Source organism: Ramlibacter sp. MAHUQ-53, from assembly GCF_052600055.1.
On the sequence record NZ_JBQWTS010000002.1, the window covers coordinates 430150 to 447572 of the forward strand.

A 17423-nucleotide genomic window follows, 5' to 3' on the forward strand; every position below is an offset into this window, starting at 1 on the left:
ACCCGATGTGGAGCAAATTGATCATGGCCGTGGCCTGGCCCGCCTTCCTGGCTGCCTGCCTGCTGGAGGCGGCCGTCTTCGCTGTCGTCGACCCGCTGGACCTGAGCTGGGCGGGGGACCCCCTGGGCTGGTCTCGCCAGGCCGTCTACACGGTGGGCTTCTTCGTCTTCTGGGCGGCCTGCATCGCCTCGAGCGTGACGGCCCTCACGCTGGTCTCCCACGACACCCACGGGCCGGCGCACGCGCACGAGTGAGGGGGGCGCGCCCGGGGGGACGGGCCTTGTGCTGTAATTTGCGAAGTCGCCACGACCGCAGTACTCCGTGCCCCCTTTTTCATCGCTGAGCGTCCCCGACGCCGCCGAGCGCCTCGCCGCGCTGCTCGAAACGGCCATGGATGCCATCATCAGCATCGATGACGCCGAGCGCATCGTCCTGTACAACCGCGCCGCCGAGCAGATCTTCGGCTGGCGCGCCGACCAGGTCATGGGCAAGCCCTTGTCCATGCTCATTCCGGAGCGTTTCCGCGCCAGCCACGCCGACCATGTGCGCCGCTTTGCCGCGACCGGCGTGACCTCGCGCCGCAAGGGCGGCAGCGACGGCATCGTCCTGTGGGGGCTGCGGGCCGACGGCACCGAGTTCCCCATGGACGCCTCGATCTCCCAGATCGACACCGACCACGGCAAGGTCTTCTCCGTGATCCTGCGTGACGTCACCGAGCGGATGCGGGCGCGGCAGGACCTGGCGCGCTTCGCCACCGAGGCCTCCGCCATCCGCGAGCAGGAGAAGAGCCGGGTCGCGCGCGAGCTGCACGACGAGCTCGCGCAGTCCCTGACCGCGCTCAAGATGGACGCCATCTGGCTGCGCGACCACCTGGCCCGCGACCCCGAGGCTGCGGCGGCCAAGGTCAGCGGCATGCTGCAGATGCTGGACGCCAGCGTCGCCGCCACCCGCCGCATCGCCGCCGACCTGCGCCCGCTGGTGCTGGACGACCTGGGCCTGGTGCCCGCCATCGAGTGGCTGGCCCAGAGCTTCACGCAGCGCCATGGCGTGCACTGCGAGCTGGACCTCGACGAGTCCCTCGAACTGGAGGAGCCCTACGCCACGGCCGTCTTCCGCATCGTGCAGGAGTCTCTGGCCAACGTCGCCAAGCATGCCCGGGCGCGGACCGTGTGGGTGCGCGTGGCGCGCGCTGGCCGGCAGATCGTGATCGAGGTGCGCGACGACGGCGTCGGCTTCGACACCGGCGCCGGCCGCAAGCCGCAGTCGCTGGGACTGATCGGCCTGCGCGAGCGGGCCCAGCTGCTGGAGGGCACGATGTCCATCGAGTCCACCCCGGGCGAGGGCACGCGGGTCGCGGCGCGCATCCCGGCGCCGGCGGGGCAGGGGGCCGGCACATGATCCGCGTCGTCCTGGCCGATGACCACGCCATCGTGCGCGAGGGCCTCAAGGGCATCCTCGCGCGCGTGCCCGATTTCCAGGTGGTGGGCGAGGCCGCCGACGGCGCCCAGGTGCTGCAGCGGGTGCGCGAGGCCGAGTTCGACCTGCTGGTGCTGGACCTGTCCATGCCCGGGCGCAGCGGCATGGAGCTGATCAAGCTGGTGAAGGCCGAGCGGCCGCGCGTGCGCATCCTGGTGCTGTCCATGCACCACGAGACCCAGTACGCGGTGCGGGCCATCAAGTCCGGCGCCAGCGGCTACCTGACCAAGGAAAGCGCGCCCGCCGAGCTGGAGCAGGCGCTGCGCAAGATCGCCGACGGCGGCGCCTACGTCACCGCCGAGGTGGCCCAGCAGCTGGCCCTGGGGGCCATGCCGGGCCGCGAGGCGGCGCCCCACGAGGCGCTGTCGGCCCGCGAGTTCGAGGTGTTCCAGCAGCTCGTGGCCGGCGCCTCGGTCACCGCGATCGCCGAGCGCATGAGCCTGTCGGTCAAGACAGTGAGCACCCACAAATCCAACCTGATGCACAAGCTGGGCCTGGGCAACCCCAGCGACCTGGTGCGCTACGCCATCAAGCACGGGCTGGCGGACGCCACCGAGATCTGAGCGCCGCCCTGGCGGCCTAGGACGAGTCCTAGGCCGCGTTCCAGACGATTCCTAGCCAGCAATTCAGCTCTTACTGATGGGCAAGAGCCGGCGGACGCGGCACAGTCACGTCCATGGCACCCAGCTCCCATCCCCGCGTCTTCCTGGCCGACGACTCCGGCCCGATCCGCTCGCGCGTGGCCAACCTGCTCGGCGAGCACGACATGGAGGTCGTCGGCGAGGCGGCCACGCCGCAAGGCTGCATCGAGGGCATCCTGGCCAGCCGGCCGGAGGTGGTCGTGCTCGATGTCCAGCTCGAGGGCGGCACGGGCCTGCAGGTGCTCAAGGCGGTGCGCGAGGCGGCCCCGGGCATCGCCTTCGTCGTCTTCAGCAACAACGCCGCGCCCGCCTACCGCAAGCGCTACCTCGGCGAGGGCGCCGCGAGCTTCCTGGACAAGAGCAGCGACTTCGAGCAGCTGCCCGACGCGATCGCCGATGCCGGCAGCCGCGTCCATCACTGAACACCCCACGAGAGAGACCCCCGCATGAACCACGAACACGCCATCGCTCCCGTCCGCGTCGTGCCGCGCCGCTCCGTGACGGAGTCTTCGGAGGGCGCCGGCTGCGGCGCCGCGCCGCTCAAGACCCTGTGCTCCAACTGCCACCTGAAGGACCTGTGCCTGCCCTGCGGCCTCAGCGGCGCGGACCTGCAGCGCCTGGACGGCCTGCGCTTCGGCCGCCGCCGCGTGCGCACCGGCGAGGAGCTCTATCGCGGGGGGGACAAGTTCCAGTTCATCTACGCGGTGCGCAGCGGCACCTTCAAGTCCAGCCTGATGCTGGTGGACGGCCGCGAGCAGGTCTCCGGCTTCCACATGGCCGGGGAGCTGATGGGCCTGGACGGCGTCGCCCACGGCCGCCACGCCAGCGCCGCCACCGCGCTGGAGGATGCCGAGGTCTGCGCCATCCCCTACACCCACCTGAGCGAGCTGGCCAGCGGCAGCGCCGACATCCAGATGCTGATGGCCCGCCTCATGAGCCGCGAGATCGTGCGTGAGCACAGCCTGATGATGCTGCTCGGGAGCATGAACGCCGAGGAGCGCCTGGCGGCCTTCCTGCTGAACCTCTCGCAGCGCCTGAAGGCGCGCGGTTACTCGGCCAGCGAGTTCCACCTGCGCATGTCGCGCGCCGAGATCGGCAGCTACCTGGGCATGAAGCTGGAGACGGTGAGCCGCACGTTCTCGGCCTTCCAGCAGCAGCGCCTGCTGGAGGTGGACAAGCGCCACATCCGCATCCTCGACCTCGAGGCCCTGGGACGGGCCTTCGACAGCCGGGTGCACTGAGCTTGGCTCAGGCGGTCTCGGCCAGCGACTGGCAGCGGATGCAACGCAGCGCCGTCGGCAGCGCCTCCAGCCGGCGCAGCTCGATGGGCTCGCCGCACGCCAGGCACTGGCCGTACTGGCCGCGCGCCAGCCGCAGCAGCGCCGCCTGCACCGCCTCGAGTTCCTGCACCGCGTGCGTGTGCTGCATCTCGTGCACCGCGGTGCTGGTCTCGGCGTCGGCCAGGTCCTTGAAGTCGGTCACCGCTTCGCCCGGCTCGCGCGCCTGCGCCTCGGCCTGGTCGCGGGCCGATTCCTCGGCCAGCAACGCGCGCAGCTCGGCCTCGCGCCGCTCGAGCAGCTGCTGGAAGCGGGGCGTCATCTCGGCTTGGAAGGTGGTCATGGTCGTCGGGCCTTTCAGTCGGGGCGATACGGTCAGATGGAGCCGATTCTGTGGCCTGCAAGCGACCTGTCAATTGACCCGAATCAACCACGGCGGGAGCATCCCGTCGCATCATCCGCCAACACGTCACTTCCCCTGAGAGGTCACACCATGTTCAAGCGCATCCTCCTGGCCACCGACGGCTCGGCCGCCTCGGACCACGCCGCCACGCTGGCCATTTCCCTCGCCCGCACCCATGGGGCGACGCTGACCGCGCTCTACGTGGTCGACCCTTATCCCTACCTGGGCATCGGCGAGGCCAACCCCATGGGCTTCAACGCCTACATGGAGGCTGCGCGCGTGCACGGCGCCGAGGCCCATGCCCGCGTGGCCCGCATGTCGGCCGAGGGCGGCGCCCCGGTGCCCCTGGTCACCCGCCTCGTCGAGGATGTCTCGGTCATCGAGGGCCTGCTCGAGACCGCCCGCGACACCCAGGCCGACCTCATCGTCATCGGCTCGCACGGCCGCACCGGCATCGCCCGCGTAGTGCTGGGCAGCGTGGCCGCGAAGGTCGTCGCGCAATCGCCGGTGCCGGTGCTCGTCACCCGCTGAGGAATCCGCAGGACGCCATGAACACCATCTCGCCCGAGCTGTTGCAGCGCTTCGACATCAACGGGCCGCGCTACACCTCCTACCCCACGGCCGACCGGTTCGTCGAGGCGTTCACCGCCGGCGATTACGCGCAGGCCCTGCGCCAGCGCGGGCAGCAGCCCTCGTCCCTGCCGCTGTCGATCTACGTGCACATCCCGTTCTGCGCGTCCCTGTGCTACTACTGCGCCTGCAACAAGATCATCACCAAGCACCATGAGCGCGGCGCGGAGTACCTCGAGTACCTGGCGCGCGAGGTGGCCCTGCATGTCGCCGAACTCGGGCGCGGGCAGTCGGTGAGCCAACTGCACCTGGGCGGCGGCACGCCCACCTTCCTCAGCGACGCCGAGCTGGGCCAGCTCATGGCCATGCTGCGCGCCAACTTCGCGCTGGTGCCCGGCGGCGAGTATTCGATCGAGGTCGACCCGCGCACGGTGGACGCCACCCGCCTGCAGGCGCTGGCCGACCTGGGCTTCAACCGCGTCAGCTTCGGCGTGCAGGACTTCGACCCCGACGTGCAGAAGGCGGTGCACCGCATCCAGCCCGTGGAGCAGGTCTTCGCGCTGGTGGACGAGGCGCGCCGCATCGGCTTCGAGTCGGTCAACGTGGACCTGATCTACGGCCTGCCGAAGCAGACCTCGGAGTCGTTCGCGCGCACGCTGTCGCAGGTGGCGCAGCTGCGGCCCGACCGCATCGCGCTCTATGCCTACGCGCACCTGCCGGAGCGCTTCAAGCCGCAGCGGCGCATCATCGCCATCGACCTGCCCTCGGGCGCCAGCAAGGTCGGCATGCTGGCCTCGGCGCTGGCCGCCTTCGAGAAGGAGGGCTATGTCTACGTGGGCATGGACCACTTCGCGCTGCCCGACGACCCGCTGGCCGTGGCCAAGCGCCAGGGCCGCCTGCACCGCAACTTCCAGGGCTACAGCACCCAGCCCGACTGCGACCTGATCGGCCTGGGCGTCTCCGCCATCGGCCGCGTCGGCGCCACCTACAGCCAGAACGCCAAGACGCTGGAGGAGTGGACCGACCTGATCGACCAGGGCCAGCTGCCCGTGACGCGCGGCCTCGCGGTGAACCGCGACGACCTCACGCGCCGCGCGGTGATCATGGCCCTCATGTGCCAGGGCCAGGTGCTGTTCGAGTCCATCGAGCTGGCCTGGATGATCGACTTCCGCCGCTACTTCGCGCCCGAGATGGCGCAGATGGAGGAGCTGGCGCGCCAGGGCCTGGTGACCATCGACGCGAACGGGATCCAGGTCACCGCCGAGGGCTGGTACTTCGTGCGCGGCGTGGCCATGGTCTTCGACCGCTACCTGCAGGCCGACCGCAGCCGTGCCAGGTTCTCTCGCATCATCTGAGCCGCCGTGAGCGAATCCACCCTTTCCGCGCAGGCCCGAGGCCTTCCCCGCCACCGAGCATGTCCCTGACCCTGGCCCTCACGGCGCTCCTGATGGGGCTGGCCGGCGGCCCGCACTGCGCCGCCATGTGCGGCGCGGCCTGCGCGGGCATCGCCCGGGCCGGCGCGCAGCCCGTGTCGCGGTCCGTGTGGACCTTCCAGGCCGGGCGCCTGGCCGGCTACACGCTGGCCGGCGGCCTGGCGGCGGGCATGGTGCAGAGCTTCGCCTGGCTGACCACGCAGGCCGCCGCGCTCAAGCCGGCCTGGACCCTGCTGCACCTGCTGGTGCTGGCCTGGGGCCTGAGCCTGCTGGTGCTGGCGCGCCAGCCGGCCTGGGCGCAGCGTGCCGGGCTGGCAGCCTGGGGCCGCATCCGCCCGCTGGTGCAGCGCACCGGCGCGGCCGGCGTCTTCGGCGCCGGCGCGCTGTGGATCTTCATGCCCTGCGGGCTGCTGTGGTCGGCGCTGCTGGTGGCCTCGCTGGCCGGCGGGCCGCTCGACGGCGCGCTGGCGATGGCGCTGTTCGCCGCCGGCAGCAGCCTGGGGCTCATCGCCGGGCCGGGCCTGCTGGCGCGCGTGCGCGAGGCCGGCAACCGGCTGCGCAACGACTGGGGCACGCGCCTGGCCGGCGCGCTGCTCGCGGCCACCGCGGTCTTCGCGCTGTGGATGGACCTGGTGGAGCGCGCCGCGCCGTGGTGCCTCGCGCCCTAGGGGGCCTGCGGGTCATGCCGCGGAATGCGGCGGATCAGGGCGGCCATGGAGGCCTTCGCGGTCTCCAGGTCGTAGTGGTTCTGGAGGTTCAGCCAGCTCTGGGCATCGGTGCCGAAGTAGGCGGCCAGGCGCAGCGCCGTGTCCACCGTGATGCCGCGCTTGCCCAGCACGATCTCGTTGATGCGGCGCGGCGGCACCTCGATGGCCTGCGCCAGGGCGTACTGGCTCAGGCCCAGCGGCTTGAGCCAGTCCTCCAGCAGGATTTCGCCGGGGTGGACCAGGGGAACGTCACGACGGGCCATGGCCAGCTCCTGGGTCAGTGGTAATCGACGATGGCCACGCGGTGGGCGTGGCCGTCTTCCCAGTGGAAGCACAGGCGCCACTGGCCGTTGATGCGCAGGCTCCATTGCCCGTCGCGGTCGCCGCACAGCGGCTCGAGCCGGTTGCCCGGCGGCATGCGCAGGAAGGACAGCGTGACCGCCGCATTCAGCGGCTGCAGGCGCCGCAGGGCCACCGACTCGATGTTCCTGAACCGCGCACAGCGACGGCCCTCGAACAGGGCCTGCGTGTCCCTGCACGCGAAGCTCACGTTCACGAAGCATAACGATCGACGTTATTAACGTCAATCGTTAACACGCGTGGAAAGGATGGATGGTTCGCTGGGTCCACTCGGGCCTCCCTCGGTCGTCCGCGGACGCCGACCGTAGCGGGAGGGCCGGGGGCCGGCCCATCCAAGGGAGCCGGGCGGTCTGTAAGCCGGTCAGCCGGCCTCGGCCGGGCGCTCGATCAGCTCGATCTTGTAGCCGTCGGGGTCCTGCACGAAGGCGATCACCGTCGTGCCGCCCTTGACCGGTCCCGCCTCGCGGGTGATGGTGCCGCCGGCCGCGCGGATCTTCTCGCAGGTGGCGGCGACGTCGGGCACCCCCAGGGCGATGTGGCCATAGGCCGTGCCCGGGTCGTAGCGGTCGACGCCATAGTTGTAGGTCAGCTCGATCTCGGCATGGTCGGGGTTTGTGCCGTAGCCGACGAAGGCCAGCGAGTACTTCTGGTCGGGCCGGTCGGTGGTGCGGATCAGGGTCATGCCCAGCACGCGGGTGTAGAAATCAATGGCGCGCTGCAGGTCGCCGACGCGCAGCATGGTGTGGAGGATTCGCATGCCGCGGATCATAGGCGCCACCACCGGAACCGCACCCGCTCACGGGTTACCACGGATGAGCGAGCAACTGCAGAGCTCGTTCAGGAGCGCCCGTGCATCCCGTCCGCCTCCACCTGCCTGCGGGCATGGCGCCGCCGCCGTCCCCCCGCAGCGATCCCGTCGCCCACGCCCATCGCAGCCTCGGCGCCGCCCTGTCCGAGTACGTCATGCCCGGCGAGGAGGCCGAGGCGGCGCGTGCGCTGCTCGCCTGCGTGGACGGCGGGCGGCTGGACCTGGCCGGCCTGGACGAGGCCTACGCGCACCTGCCGTTCGTGATGGAGGTGCCGGCCTGGAAGGCGCTGCGCGAGGCGGTGGCCGCGCTCTCGCTCGGGCCGGTGACCGAGGTCCATGCGGGCCAGGCCGACAGCGAGGCCGAGTTCAACCTCCTGGCCATCGGCCTGGGCCTGCTGCGGGAGCTGCGCGAGGTGTACCTGTCCGTGCCCCGCGAAGGATCGAACCTGCGCCTGACCGGCCTGCACCAGGAGCCGCCGCCGCGCGTGCACCTCGACTGCCCGCGCGCCAACGGGCTGCTCGTCACCGCGCGGGAGGGGCTGGTGCTGGAGACCTCGGGCGAGGCCTTCATCGGCCAGATCTACATGGACCGGCCCGAGCGCATCACGGTGGACGCGAAGGGCCGGGAGGTGGCGCGCGAGCCGCTGGCCGGGGCCCAGTTCTTCACGCCGCCGCCGCCCGAGGCGCTGGTGGCCGGGGGGGACCGGCATGCGGCGCAGGAGATCCTCGTCGAGACCGACCTGAACCTGCGCCGCCCGTTCCCCGACACGCCCGAGGCCCGGCGGCTCGGGCTGGTCGATACCCCGCAGGCCTGCCGGCACTTCGCCCTGGCGTACGGCTGCGCCCAGCAGGCCTATGAGCGGGAGCAGGCCCACCTGCCGCCGCAGGCGCGCCGGCCGTTCTCGCTGGTGCCGGCGGGAGACAGCAAGGGCATCTGCGTGGCTGACCCGCCGCCCTGGACCGAGCGCGCCTACCGCGAGGTGATGGCGACCCAGGCGGTGGCCCTCGCCAGCGACGCCGGCTTCGGCAGCGCGATGGCCCACCTGTGCGACACCCTCGCGCCGTCGCAGGCCCGGGTGTTCGTGGTGCGGGCGTTCGACCACCTGATGGCCCTCAAGCTGGCGCGCGCCCCCGGCCCGACCCCGCTGTTCCAGGTCAGCTTCTACGACCCGTGCCGCACGCTCACCGACCAGGGGCTGTGGGTGCGCGCCAGCGCCGACCTGGAGCGCCTCTCGCTCGCCGACTTCCTGCCGGACTGGGACCTCGAGGCCCAGGGCTGGGACCCCGAGATCGCCGTGATCTACGACTGCCCGGCCGAGCCTCTCGAGTCCTCCGGGACGGCCGGGACGCCGCCGGCGCGCGGGCCCGGCCCCGCCGCGCCGCAGCCGCTGGGCCTGTTCGGCCCCTTCCTGGTGGACGAGCCGCAGGCCGACTGGCTGTCCTTCCTAGTGCCGGCCAATGCCATCGTGCCCGTGATGCGGGCCGTGGGCGCGGTGCCCGAGCCCGGCTCCGAGGCGGGCCTGGCGGTGCTGCAGGCCGGCGCCGACGCGGGCTATCCAGCCCTGCACGTGGCCTGCCGCCGGGGCGCGGCCGACGGGGTGGCGGCCTATGTGGCGGCCGTCCTCGCCATCCCCCCCGAGGGCCTCGGCCAGGCGGACCGGGTGGCCCTGCTGCGGGGGATCATCGAGGACGACGAGGCCCATCCCGCCCTGTACCACGCGTTCGAGCGGTCGCCGCGCGCGGTGGCGATGTTCGCCCGCGGCGTGCTCACCGCCCCGGCGGCGGTGCTGGACGCCTCCGGCAAGCGGGCCCTGGTGGCCGCCTCGGACGAGGCGGGGCATGCGCGCGAGGTGGTGCTGGCGATCGAGGGCTCGAGGGGCCGCAGCGAGGCGGACCGCGAGCGGGTGGCCGCCGGCGTGCTGGCCTGGGCCCATGAAGTGCTCGCGGCCACCGCCTTGCCGTTGCCCGTGCTGCGCGAGCTCCTGGCCGCGGCGGGCGTGTCGGCGCAGGTGGCGATGGCGCCCGCCCCCCGTGACGGCAAGCACGAGGTTTCCGGCGACGCCCGCGAGACCGGCGACCCGACGCCGGCCGCCGCCCTCCTGTGCGCGGTGCTGGAGTCGCCGCTGGCCCCGGCGCAGCGTGCCCAGGTCCTCGAGGCCACCGGCCTGTCGCCGGTGGCGGTGGCCGAGGCGCTGGCCGCGCAGACCGACGCGCGGGCGCCGCAGGCCCTGGCCCGCCTGCTCGACGCGCTGCCGGCCAGCGGCCTGCCGGCGGGCGAGGTGCGGGCGCTGCAGGACAAGTACGCGGACCTGCGCAAGGCCGCAGCCGCCCGGGCCGGCGGCCCGGGCCTCCAGACGCTGCGCGAGGCCGGGCCGGGGCTGTCAGTGCGCGGGCTGCCGGTCACGCCGGCGCAGTGGGCCGCCACCGGCCTGCAGGCGCAGGGACCCGACGCGAACCCGGACTGGATGCGGTGCACCGCGAAGCAGCCGCTGGACGACCTGCAGCCGTTCCGGCTTGCGCCTGGCGTCCGCCGGGGGGCCGCGGTGGCGGACGACGCGGTGTGCTACCTGCTGCCGGTCGACCGGCTGGAGTTGCCGCCGGCGCACGGGCCGACGGCGCGCGAGTCGAAGGCCGCCTCCTGAGGCCGGGGCCTCACGCCGGCGTCACCGGCACGGTGTAGTTCAGGGTCATGCGCCCGCCGTCCACCACCACGATCTCGCCGGTGACGTAGCTGGCCGCATCGCTGGCCAGCCAGGCCACGGCGTCGGCGATCTCGGCGGGCGTGCCCAGGCGCTTCATCGGCGTGCGACTCATGATCTTCATGCGGGCCTCCTCGCTGGTGAGGACGGCCTTGGCCGCGAGCTCGGTGGCGATGGTGCCCGGCGCCACCGCATTGACGCGGATGCCGTGGTCCGCCAGCGACAGCGCCATCACCCGTGTGAGCTGGTTGATGCCGCCCTTGCTCACGTTGTAGCTGGCGATGTTGGGGATGGCCAGCATGCCGTTGACCGAGCTCATGTTGACGATGCTGCCGCCGCCCGAGCGTGCCATCTCGCGCGCGGCGGCCTGGCCCATGAGGAAGGCGCCCTTGAGGTTGACGCGCAGCACCGCATCGAAGTCGGCCTCGGTCACCTCGAGGAACTCCGCCGCCTTGAAGATGCCGGCGTTGTTCACGAGGATGTCGAGGCGCCCGTGCAGGGCGATCACCTGCGCGATGCAGGCGTCGGCCTGGGCCTTGTCGCCCACGTCGCAGTGCACGTAGGTGGCGCCGACGTCGGCCGCGACGGCCCGGCCGCGGTCGTCGTCGATGTCGGCGACGACGACGAAGGCGCCGTCGGCGGCGAAGCGCCGCGCGCAGGCCTCGCCGATGCCCTGGGCTCCGCCCGTCACCAGGCAGACCCGGCCGCCGAGGCCGAAGGAGATGGGGGGGGTGGGGGTGGGGCGCTTCGTGGTCATGGCCGCATGGTAGTGCGGGCCGTGGCGCCGGGCCAGCCGGCGCGTGCGCCGTCGGCCCGTGCGCCGTCGGCGCCCCTCAATCCAGCGGGAAGCGCTTCGCCAGCCCCGTGAAGCGCTCGTCCTCCTTGCGCACCTGGGCGGCGAATTCCTCGGGCGTGTTGACCAGCGGGATCGCGCCGGCGCCCGCGATCGCCTTCTGCAGTTCGGGGTTGCGCATCACTTCCTTCACCGCGGCATGGATGCCCTGGGCCGCCGCGGGCGGCGTGTCCTTGGGCGCGAACAGGCCGAACCAGGTCGTGTACTCGTACTGGGGCATGCCGGTCTCGCCGACGGTCCTGATGTCCGGCGCCGCGGGGGCCCGCTGGGTGCCCTGGCTCGCCACCACCTTGAGCGTGCCGGCCTTCTGGTGGGGGATGGCGGCGGTGATCCCGGTGACGGCGAAATTCACGTTGTTCGCGATCATGTCCGTGATGATCGCCGCCGTGCCCTTGTAGTTGACCACGATCAGGTTGGGGAGCGACTCGGCCTGCAACTGCCGCCCGAACAGCTTGGCGACGTTCTCTCCCGTGCCCATGGAGCAGGGCGTGGCCGCCGCCTTGCAGTAGGCGATCAGCTCCGGCAGCGTGCTGGCCGGGATCCTGGCGTTGGCCACGATGACGCCCGGCGAGTAGGCGATGTTGGTCACCGGCTTCAGCTGGGCGAGCGGGTCGGTGCCCTTGAAGGCCGGCGCGTGCTTGGTCAGGACGATGGCAGGCGTCTGCAGCAGCAGGGTGTGGCCGTCGGCGCGCGCCTCGATCACCCGCCGCCCGCCGATCAGGCCGTCCGCGCCGGGCACGTTCTCCACCAGCACCGGCTGGCCCCAGAGCTCGCCGAGGAGCTTGGCCGTGGCGCGCGCGGTGGTGTCGGTCCCGCCCCCGGGCACATAGGGCACGACGATGGTCACGGGCCGGCTGGGTTTCCACGTCGCCGGCGACTCCGCACGGGCCGCGGCGGCGAGTGCGCACAGGCCGGCGAGGGCCAGGGGAGGGACGACACGCGTCCACGGGAGGGAGTTCGACGACATCTGCATCCTTGTCTGTTTCATGGCCAGGGTGGGGGCCCGGCTCCACCTGCTTCACCTGCTTGGCCTGCCATGCTCGTGTGCAACACCTGTGCAAACCATCGGGGGCTGCCCTCGCGGGTCAGCGGCTCGCGGCGCCGGTCGTGCCGCGCCGGATCAACTCGATCGGGAGCACGTCGTGCGCCGGCGGGCTGATCGCATGCCCCGGGCGCATGCGATCGAGCAGGCGCCGTGCGGCGGTGCGCGCCATGGCCTCCACCGGCTGCCGGATGGACGTCAAGCCCACGATGGGCGAGCCCGCCAGCGGCATGTCGTCGAAGCCGATCACCGAGAGTTCGTCCGGCACCTTGCGGCCGCACCGGCGCGCGGCCTCGAGCACGCCCAGGGCGATGGTGTCGTTGCCCGCCACGATGGCCGTCACCGGCTGGGGCGCGGCCAGCAGGCCCATCGCCCGCGAGTAGCCCATCTCGGAGGTGTACTCGCCCCACGCCACATGGGCCGGTTCCGGCTCCAGCCGGGCCTCCCGCAGGGCCTGCAGCGCGCCAGCCATGCGGTCCCGGCTGGTGGAGGTGTTCTGCGGCCCCATGAGGAAGCCGAGCCGGCGGTGGCCCAGGTCGAGGAGGTGGTGCACCGCCTCCTGGCCGGCGCGGAAGTTGTCGACCTCCACGATGTCCACGTCGACGTCGTCCACGCTGCGCACCACCAGCACGGTGGGGATGCCCCGGCGGCGGACCTCCGCGACGATGGGCGAATCCAGGGTGGCGGTCGCGAAGATCAGGCCGTCCAGGTAACTGTCGATCAGCGGGCGCAGGGCGAGCAGCGGCTCGGGCTCGGTCATGGGGTCGATCAGCAGCACCACCTGGTAGCCCGCGCCCTGCAGGGCGTCATGCAGGTGCTGCAGCAGCAGGGTCATGAAGGTGTTCTGCAGCGCGCCCACCACCACGCCCACCAGGCGCGTGCCGCCGACCCGCCCGCGCGACTGCGTCGGGAAGCGGTAGCCCACGAGCGTGGCCGCCGCGATGACCGACTCCCGGGTGCGCACGCTGATGGCGGGGTGGCCGGACAGCGCGCGCGACACGGTGGAGACCGACAGGCCCAGCCGCCCGGCGATCTCGCGCAGCGTCCCCGGGCCGCCGCGCGACGCGTTGCCCGGCTCGCTGCGGTTCACGGCTGCGAGTCGAAGACCACCACCTGGCGGATGGCCCGGCCTTCGTTCAGCGCGTCGAAGGCCTCGTTGATGTCGTCCAGCTTCACGGTGCCGCTCAGCAAACGGTCCACCGGCAGCCGGCCCTGGCGGTACAGGCTCAGGTAGCGCGGCACATCGCGCACCGGCACGCAGGTGCCGATGTAGCTGCCCTTGAGCGTGCGCTCCTCGGCGACCAGGCTGACCGCCGGGACCGGCAGCACGGCGCTGGCCGGGGGCAGGCCCGCGGTGACCGTGGTGCCGCCGCGCGCCGTGATGCCATAGGCCAGTTCCAGCGCGCGCACCGAGCCCGCGAACTCGAAGGCGTACTCGACGCCGCCGCCGGTGAGCTCGCGAATCTGTTCCCGCGCATCGGGCTGGCTGGCCAGCACGGTGTGGGTCGCGCCGAGCGCTTGCGCATGGGCGAGCTTGTCCGGCGAGAGGTCGATGGCCACGATCTGCCGCGCGCCCGCGGCATGGGCGCCGAGCAGGGCGGCCAGGCCCACGCCGCCCAGCCCGACGATCGCCACCGAGGCGCCCGCCGGCACCTGCGCCGTGTTGATCACCGCGCCCACGCCGGTCAGCACGGCGCAGCCGAAGAGGGCGGCCTCGACCAGCGGGATGTCGCGGTCGATGCGCACCAGCGAGTGGCGGGAGACCACCGCATGCTCGGCGAACACCGAGCAGCCCAGGTGGTGGTTGACCGGGTGGCCCACGTGGGAGATGCGGCGGGCGCCGGACAGCAGGGTGCCGGCGCCGTTGGCGGCTGCCCCGGGTTCGCACAGGGCCGGTCGGCCCGAGGCGCAGGGCAGGCAGTGGCCGCAACTGGGCATGAAGACCACGACCACGTGGTCGCCGGGCTGCAGGTCGGCGACGCCCGGGCCGGCCTCGACGACGACGCCCGAGGCCTCATGGCCCAGGGCCATCGGCATCGGCCGCGGCCGGTCGCCGTTGATGACGGACAGGTCCGAGTGGCACAGGCCGGCGGCGGCGATGCGAATCAGCACCTCGCCCGGTCCGGGCGGGGCCAGCTCCACCTCCTCGATGCGAAGGGGGCGGCTCGTGGCGTAGGGCGCGGCGGCGCCCATGGCGGTCAGGATGGCGGCGCGTGTCTTCATGCGTGTCATGGCTCAGCGAGCCCAGCGTTTCTCGAATTCCCAGACTTCCTCGAAGCCGATCAGCTTACAGAACTCGCCGAAGTCGAACATGTCGATGCCGGGCTTCTGGCTCAGGCCCTCGTCCTTCAGCGTGCGCAGCGCCTTCTCCATGGCGGCGGCCGCCACCAGGCTGGTCATCGAGGGATAGATCGCGAGGGCGTAGCCGATTTCCTGGAGCACCTTGGCCGGCAGGATCGGCGTCTTGCCGCCGTCCGCCATGTTGGCCAGCATGGGCTTGTCGAAGGCCTCGCAGGCGCGGCGCATTTCCTCCTCGGACTGCGGCGCCTCGAAGAACAGGATGTCGGCGCCGGCCTTGGCATAGGCCTCCATCCGGCGCATCGCCTCGTCGACGCCCAGCCCGGCGCGGGCATCGGTGCGGGCGATGATCAGGAAATTCTCCTTGTCCTCGCGCGCCTCGGCGGCGACCTTGATCTTCTCGACCATGTCCTCGGTCGGCACGCAGCGCTTGTAGGGCGTGTGGCCGCACTTCTTGGGGAACTCCTGGTCCTCGATCTGGATGGCGGTGACGCCGGCCTCCTCGTAGCCGCGAACGGTGTGGTGCACATTGAGCAGGCCGCCGTAGCCGGTGTCGGCGTCCGCGATCACGGCGCTGCCGCTGGTGCGCACCACCGTGCGCATGCGGTCCACCATTTGCGTGTAGGTGGCGATGCCGGCATCGGGCAGCCCCAGGCAGGAGGCGGTGAGCCAGTAGCCGGTGCCGTAGACGATGTCGAAGCCGACCTTGCGGGTCATGGCGCTGGCGATCATGTCCTGCACGCCGGGGATGACGAGGAATTCGCCGGCGGCGAGCTTCTCGCGGAGGATGGGATTGGCCATCTGGAGGGTCCTGTGGTTCGAATGAAAAAGCGGGGCGAGGGCGGTCAGGCCAGCGATGCCAGCCAGGGCTGGCGCTGGCGGACCTGGTCCTCGTAGGCGCGCAGGGCGGCGTCGTGGCGCAGCGTGCGATCGACCTCGTCTTCCGACGAGAGCAGCTCCTGCGCATGGCCCTCGGCGAGGCGCACGGGCAGCAGCGCGCCGTCGGGCAGGCGCAGCTGGCTGGCCGCCACGTCCAGGCACAGCTCGCCGTCGGGCGAGCGCGCCAGGGCCTGCAGCAGGGCCGCATGGTCCGCCGGGGTCACCGCGGCGGCCACCAGCCCGTTCTTCGCGCAGTTGTTGCGGAAGATGTCGCCGAACGACAGGGCCACGACGGCCTGCACGCCGTGGTCGGCGAGGGCCCAGACCGCGTGCTCGCGCGAGGAGCCGCAGCCGAAGTTGTTGGCGCCGACCAGCAGCCGCACGGGCTCGGGCCGCTGCATGAAGGCGACCTCGGGCCGGCCCTCGGCGCGCCAGTCGGCGAACAGGTGCGCGCCCATGCCGTCACGCTGCGTGAGCCGCAGGAAGCGGCCGGGGAAGATGGCGTCGGTATCGATGTCGTCGCGCTGCATCACGGCGGCGCGGCCCGACACGCTGGCGGTGACGGCCTTCATGCGAGGAACTCCCGGGGGTCGGTCAGGGCGCCGCGCACGGCGGAGGCGGCCACGGCGGCCGGGCTCATGAGGTGGGTCCGTCCTCCCTGGCCCTGGCGGTTCTCGAAGTTGCGGTTGGAGGTCGAGGCGCAGCGCTGGCCGGGCGAGAGGCTGTCGCCATTCATGCCGATGCACATGGAGCAGCCGGGCTCGCGCCATTCGAAGCCGGCCTCCACGAAGATCGCGGCCAGGCCCTCGGCCTCCGCCGCGCGCTTGACGCTGCCGGAGCCCGGCACCACCAGGGCGCGCACGCCGGGGGCGACCCGGCGGCCGCGCGCGACTTCGGCGGCGGCGCGCAGGTCCTCGAGCCGGCCATTGGTGCAGGAGCCGATGAAGGCCACGTCGATGGCCACCGAGGACAGCGCCTGCCCGTGCCGCAGGCCCATGTAATCCAGGCCCTTCTCGATGCGGCTGCGTTCCGCCGGGTCGGCCGGCGTGACGCCGTCGCCGACCTGGCCATCGAACGCCGCGCTCTCGGCCGGGGTGGTGCCCCAGGTGACGCGCGGGCTCACGCCGGCGGCGTCGAACCGGACCAGGCGGTCGAAGTCGGCCGCGTCGTCCGTGCGCAGCGAGGCCCAGGCCTGGACGGCCTGCTCGAAGTGCGCGCGCGCCGCCCCCTGCACGCGCTCGCGCAGGTAGGCCACGGTCGTGGCGTCGGGCGCCACCAGGCCGAAGCGGGAGCCGGCCTCGATGGTCATGTTGCACAGCGTCAGGCGGCCTTCCATCGACAGCGCCGAGATTGCGGGACCGAAGTACTCGATGCCGTGGCCGACGCCGCCGCGGGTGCCGATGTGGTGGATCAGGGCCAGGGCCAGGTCCTTGGCATGGACGCCCCGGCCCAGCGCCCCGCAGACCTCGAGGCCCAGGGTGCGCGGCTTGCGCATCCACAGGCTCTGGGTGCTCATCACGTGGGCCACCTCCGAGGTCCCGACCCCCCAGGCGAGCGCCCCCAGGGCGCCCAGCGTGGCCGTGTGGGAATCACCGCAGACCACGGTGCTGCCGGGCAGGACGAAGCCCAGTTCGGGCGCGATCACGTGCACGATCCCCTGCAGCGGGTCGTCCAGGTCCAGCAGGCGCATGCCGGTGGCCTGCGCGTTGCGCCTCAGGGTGGCGATCTGCTCGGCGCTCTGGGCGTCGGGGATGTTCGTCAGCCGGTCGGCGCTGGTGGGCACGTTGTGGTCCTGCACCGCGATGTGGCGGGCGGGCGAGCGCAGGCGGTGGCCGGAGGCCTTCATGCTGGCGAAGGCCTGCGGGCTCGACACCTCCTGCACCAGGTGCCGGTCGATGTAGACCAGGTCGTCGCCGGCCTCGTTGCGGGCCACCGCGTGGGCGGCCCAGATCTTGTCGAAGAGGGTGGTCATCTCGC

20 protein-coding genes are annotated in these 17423 nt (G+C 72.4%); 9 read left to right on the forward strand and 11 right to left on the reverse strand.

The window, feature by feature from the left end:
- The first annotated feature begins 5 nt into the window (after nucleotides 1–5).
- The 5 genes from ACT80S_RS05475 (at nucleotide 6) to fnr (ending at nucleotide 3358) form a co-directional block, all read left to right on the forward strand.
- A complete protein-coding gene (locus tag ACT80S_RS05475) occupies nucleotides 6–254 on the forward strand; it encodes a hypothetical protein (protein ID WP_377413590.1) in 249 nt (82 codons plus the stop codon).
- A gap of 67 nt (nucleotides 255–321) precedes the next feature.
- Nucleotides 322–1398 (forward strand): PAS domain-containing sensor histidine kinase, encoded by a 1077-nt coding sequence (locus tag ACT80S_RS05480; RefSeq protein ID WP_377413593.1) that lies wholly within the window; start codon nucleotides 322–324, stop codon nucleotides 1396–1398.
- Nucleotides 1395–2039, forward strand: a complete 645-nt coding sequence (locus ACT80S_RS05485; RefSeq protein WP_377413596.1) for a response regulator — start codon at nucleotides 1395–1397, stop codon at nucleotides 2037–2039. Before ACT80S_RS05480 ends, ACT80S_RS05485 begins: the two co-directional genes overlap by 4 nt.
- Nucleotides 2040–2152: 113 nt before the next feature.
- Nucleotides 2153–2539, forward strand: coding sequence for a response regulator (locus tag ACT80S_RS05490; protein WP_377413599.1), 387 nt, complete (start codon nucleotides 2153–2155; stop codon nucleotides 2537–2539).
- 24 nt (nucleotides 2540–2563) lie between these two features.
- Entirely contained in the window at nucleotides 2564–3358 is a 795-nt protein-coding gene (gene fnr / locus ACT80S_RS05495; RefSeq protein ID WP_377413601.1) for a fumarate/nitrate reduction transcriptional regulator Fnr, read from the forward strand.
- Nucleotides 3359–3365: 7 nt separating this feature from the next.
- On the opposite strand, the gene ACT80S_RS05500 is transcribed toward fnr, so the two are convergent.
- Entirely contained in the window at nucleotides 3366–3737 is a 372-nt protein-coding gene (locus ACT80S_RS05500) for a TraR/DksA family transcriptional regulator (protein WP_377413604.1), read from the reverse strand.
- A gap of 150 nt (nucleotides 3738–3887) precedes the next feature.
- Here ACT80S_RS05500 and ACT80S_RS05505 point away from each other — a divergent pair, with 150 nt between their 5' ends.
- From ACT80S_RS05505 to ACT80S_RS05515, 3 genes are read left to right on the forward strand one after another with little or no spacing between them, the layout of a single operon-like run.
- Nucleotides 3888–4328: a universal stress protein gene (locus ACT80S_RS05505; RefSeq protein WP_377413607.1), complete on the forward strand. Its 441-nt coding sequence runs from the start codon at nucleotides 3888–3890 to the stop codon at nucleotides 4326–4328.
- A gap of 17 nt (nucleotides 4329–4345) precedes the next feature.
- The gene (gene hemN / locus ACT80S_RS05510) at nucleotides 4346–5722 is read left to right on the forward strand and encodes an oxygen-independent coproporphyrinogen III oxidase (RefSeq protein ID WP_377413610.1); all 1377 of its coding nucleotides are present in this window, start codon (nucleotides 4346–4348) and stop codon (nucleotides 5720–5722) included.
- A 59-nt stretch (nucleotides 5723–5781) separates the two neighbouring features.
- Nucleotides 5782–6468, forward strand: coding sequence for a sulfite exporter TauE/SafE family protein (locus ACT80S_RS05515; protein WP_377413612.1), 687 nt, complete (start codon nucleotides 5782–5784; stop codon nucleotides 6466–6468).
- Here the strand turns inward: ACT80S_RS05515 and ACT80S_RS05520 are convergent.
- The 3 genes from ACT80S_RS05520 to gloA form a co-directional block, all read right to left on the reverse strand.
- Nucleotides 6465–6770, reverse strand: a complete 306-nt coding sequence (locus ACT80S_RS05520; protein WP_377413615.1) for a HigA family addiction module antitoxin — start codon at nucleotides 6768–6770, stop codon at nucleotides 6465–6467. The genes ACT80S_RS05515 and ACT80S_RS05520 overlap by 4 nt on opposite strands.
- Before the next feature lie 14 nt (nucleotides 6771–6784).
- Nucleotides 6785–7063 (reverse strand): type II toxin-antitoxin system RelE/ParE family toxin, encoded by a 279-nt coding sequence (locus ACT80S_RS05525; RefSeq protein ID WP_377413618.1) that lies wholly within the window; start codon nucleotides 7061–7063, stop codon nucleotides 6785–6787.
- 165 nt (nucleotides 7064–7228) lie between these two features.
- The gene (gloA, locus tag ACT80S_RS05530) at nucleotides 7229–7624 is read right to left on the reverse strand and encodes a lactoylglutathione lyase (protein WP_377413621.1); all 396 of its coding nucleotides are present in this window, start codon (nucleotides 7622–7624) and stop codon (nucleotides 7229–7231) included.
- 92 nt (nucleotides 7625–7716) lie between these two features.
- Here gloA and ACT80S_RS05535 point away from each other — a divergent pair, with 92 nt between their 5' ends.
- Complete coding sequence (locus ACT80S_RS05535) at nucleotides 7717–10317, forward strand: hypothetical protein (protein WP_377413624.1); 2601 nt, start codon at nucleotides 7717–7719, stop codon at nucleotides 10315–10317.
- 10 nt (nucleotides 10318–10327) lie between these two features.
- Here ACT80S_RS05535 and ACT80S_RS05540 read toward each other — a convergent pair whose 3' ends face one another.
- The 7 genes from ACT80S_RS05540 to leuC form a co-directional block, all read right to left on the reverse strand.
- Nucleotides 10328–11131 (reverse strand): SDR family NAD(P)-dependent oxidoreductase, encoded by an 804-nt coding sequence (locus ACT80S_RS05540; protein ID WP_377413627.1) that lies wholly within the window; start codon nucleotides 11129–11131, stop codon nucleotides 10328–10330.
- A gap of 76 nt (nucleotides 11132–11207) precedes the next feature.
- A complete protein-coding gene (locus ACT80S_RS05545) occupies nucleotides 11208–12215 on the reverse strand; it encodes a tripartite tricarboxylate transporter substrate binding protein (protein WP_377413631.1) in 1008 nt (335 codons plus the stop codon).
- A gap of 97 nt (nucleotides 12216–12312) precedes the next feature.
- Entirely contained in the window at nucleotides 12313–13359 is a 1047-nt protein-coding gene (locus ACT80S_RS05550) for a LacI family DNA-binding transcriptional regulator (RefSeq protein ID WP_377413633.1), read from the reverse strand.
- Nucleotides 13356–14492 carry a zinc-dependent alcohol dehydrogenase family protein gene (locus ACT80S_RS05555; RefSeq protein ID WP_377413636.1) on the reverse strand — a complete coding sequence of 379 codons (1137 nt, stop codon included), beginning with the start codon at nucleotides 14490–14492 and terminating at the stop codon, nucleotides 13356–13358. Before ACT80S_RS05555 ends, ACT80S_RS05550 begins: the two co-directional genes overlap by 4 nt.
- Nucleotides 14493–14504: 12 nt before the next feature.
- Nucleotides 14505–15368 carry an isocitrate lyase/PEP mutase family protein gene (locus ACT80S_RS05560; RefSeq protein WP_377413639.1) on the reverse strand — a complete coding sequence of 288 codons (864 nt, stop codon included), beginning with the start codon at nucleotides 15366–15368 and terminating at the stop codon, nucleotides 14505–14507.
- A gap of 44 nt (nucleotides 15369–15412) precedes the next feature.
- Entirely contained in the window at nucleotides 15413–16018 is a 606-nt protein-coding gene (leuD, locus tag ACT80S_RS05565) for a 3-isopropylmalate dehydratase small subunit (RefSeq protein ID WP_377413641.1), read from the reverse strand.
- Complete coding sequence (gene leuC, locus ACT80S_RS05570) at nucleotides 16015–17418, reverse strand: 3-isopropylmalate dehydratase large subunit (protein WP_377413644.1); 1404 nt, start codon at nucleotides 17416–17418, stop codon at nucleotides 16015–16017. Before leuC ends, leuD begins: the two co-directional genes overlap by 4 nt.
- Nucleotides 17419–17423 lie beyond the last annotated feature (5 nt).

Excerpts from the sequence above, each read along its gene's own strand:
- leuC (WP_377413644.1), bottom strand. The coding sequence starts at position 17,418 with ATGACCACCCTCTTCGACAAGATCTGGGCCGCCCACGCGGTGGCCCGC.
- gloA (WP_377413621.1), bottom strand. The coding sequence starts at position 7,624 with ATGCGAATCCTCCACACCATGCTGCGCGTCGGCGACCTGCAGCGCGCC.
- ACT80S_RS05560 (WP_377413639.1), bottom strand. The coding sequence starts at position 15,368 with ATGGCCAATCCCATCCTCCGCGAGAAGCTCGCCGCCGGCGAATTCCTC.
- hemN (WP_377413610.1), top strand. The coding sequence starts at position 4,346 with ATGAACACCATCTCGCCCGAGCTGTTGCAGCGCTTCGACATCAACGGG.
- ACT80S_RS05555 (WP_377413636.1), bottom strand. The coding sequence starts at position 14,492 with ATGAAGACACGCGCCGCCATCCTGACCGCCATGGGCGCCGCCGCGCCC.
- ACT80S_RS05505 (WP_377413607.1), top strand. The coding sequence starts at position 3,888 with ATGTTCAAGCGCATCCTCCTGGCCACCGACGGCTCGGCCGCCTCGGAC.
- ACT80S_RS05485 (WP_377413596.1), top strand. The coding sequence starts at position 1,395 with ATGATCCGCGTCGTCCTGGCCGATGACCACGCCATCGTGCGCGAGGGC.
- ACT80S_RS05500 (WP_377413604.1), bottom strand. The coding sequence starts at position 3,737 with ATGACCACCTTCCAAGCCGAGATGACGCCCCGCTTCCAGCAGCTGCTC.
- fnr (WP_377413601.1), top strand. The coding sequence starts at position 2,564 with ATGAACCACGAACACGCCATCGCTCCCGTCCGCGTCGTGCCGCGCCGC.
- ACT80S_RS05545 (WP_377413631.1), bottom strand. The coding sequence starts at position 12,215 with ATGAAACAGACAAGGATGCAGATGTCGTCGAACTCCCTCCCGTGGACG.
- leuD (WP_377413641.1), bottom strand. The coding sequence starts at position 16,018 with ATGAAGGCCGTCACCGCCAGCGTGTCGGGCCGCGCCGCCGTGATGCAG.
- ACT80S_RS05490 (WP_377413599.1), top strand. The coding sequence starts at position 2,153 with ATGGCACCCAGCTCCCATCCCCGCGTCTTCCTGGCCGACGACTCCGGC.
- ACT80S_RS05540 (WP_377413627.1), bottom strand. The coding sequence starts at position 11,131 with ATGACCACGAAGCGCCCCACCCCCACCCCCCCCATCTCCTTCGGCCTC.
- ACT80S_RS05475 (WP_377413590.1), top strand. The coding sequence starts at position 6 with ATGTGGAGCAAATTGATCATGGCCGTGGCCTGGCCCGCCTTCCTGGCT.
- ACT80S_RS05520 (WP_377413615.1), bottom strand. The coding sequence starts at position 6,770 with ATGGCCCGTCGTGACGTTCCCCTGGTCCACCCCGGCGAAATCCTGCTG.
- ACT80S_RS05515 (WP_377413612.1), top strand. The coding sequence starts at position 5,782 with ATGTCCCTGACCCTGGCCCTCACGGCGCTCCTGATGGGGCTGGCCGGC.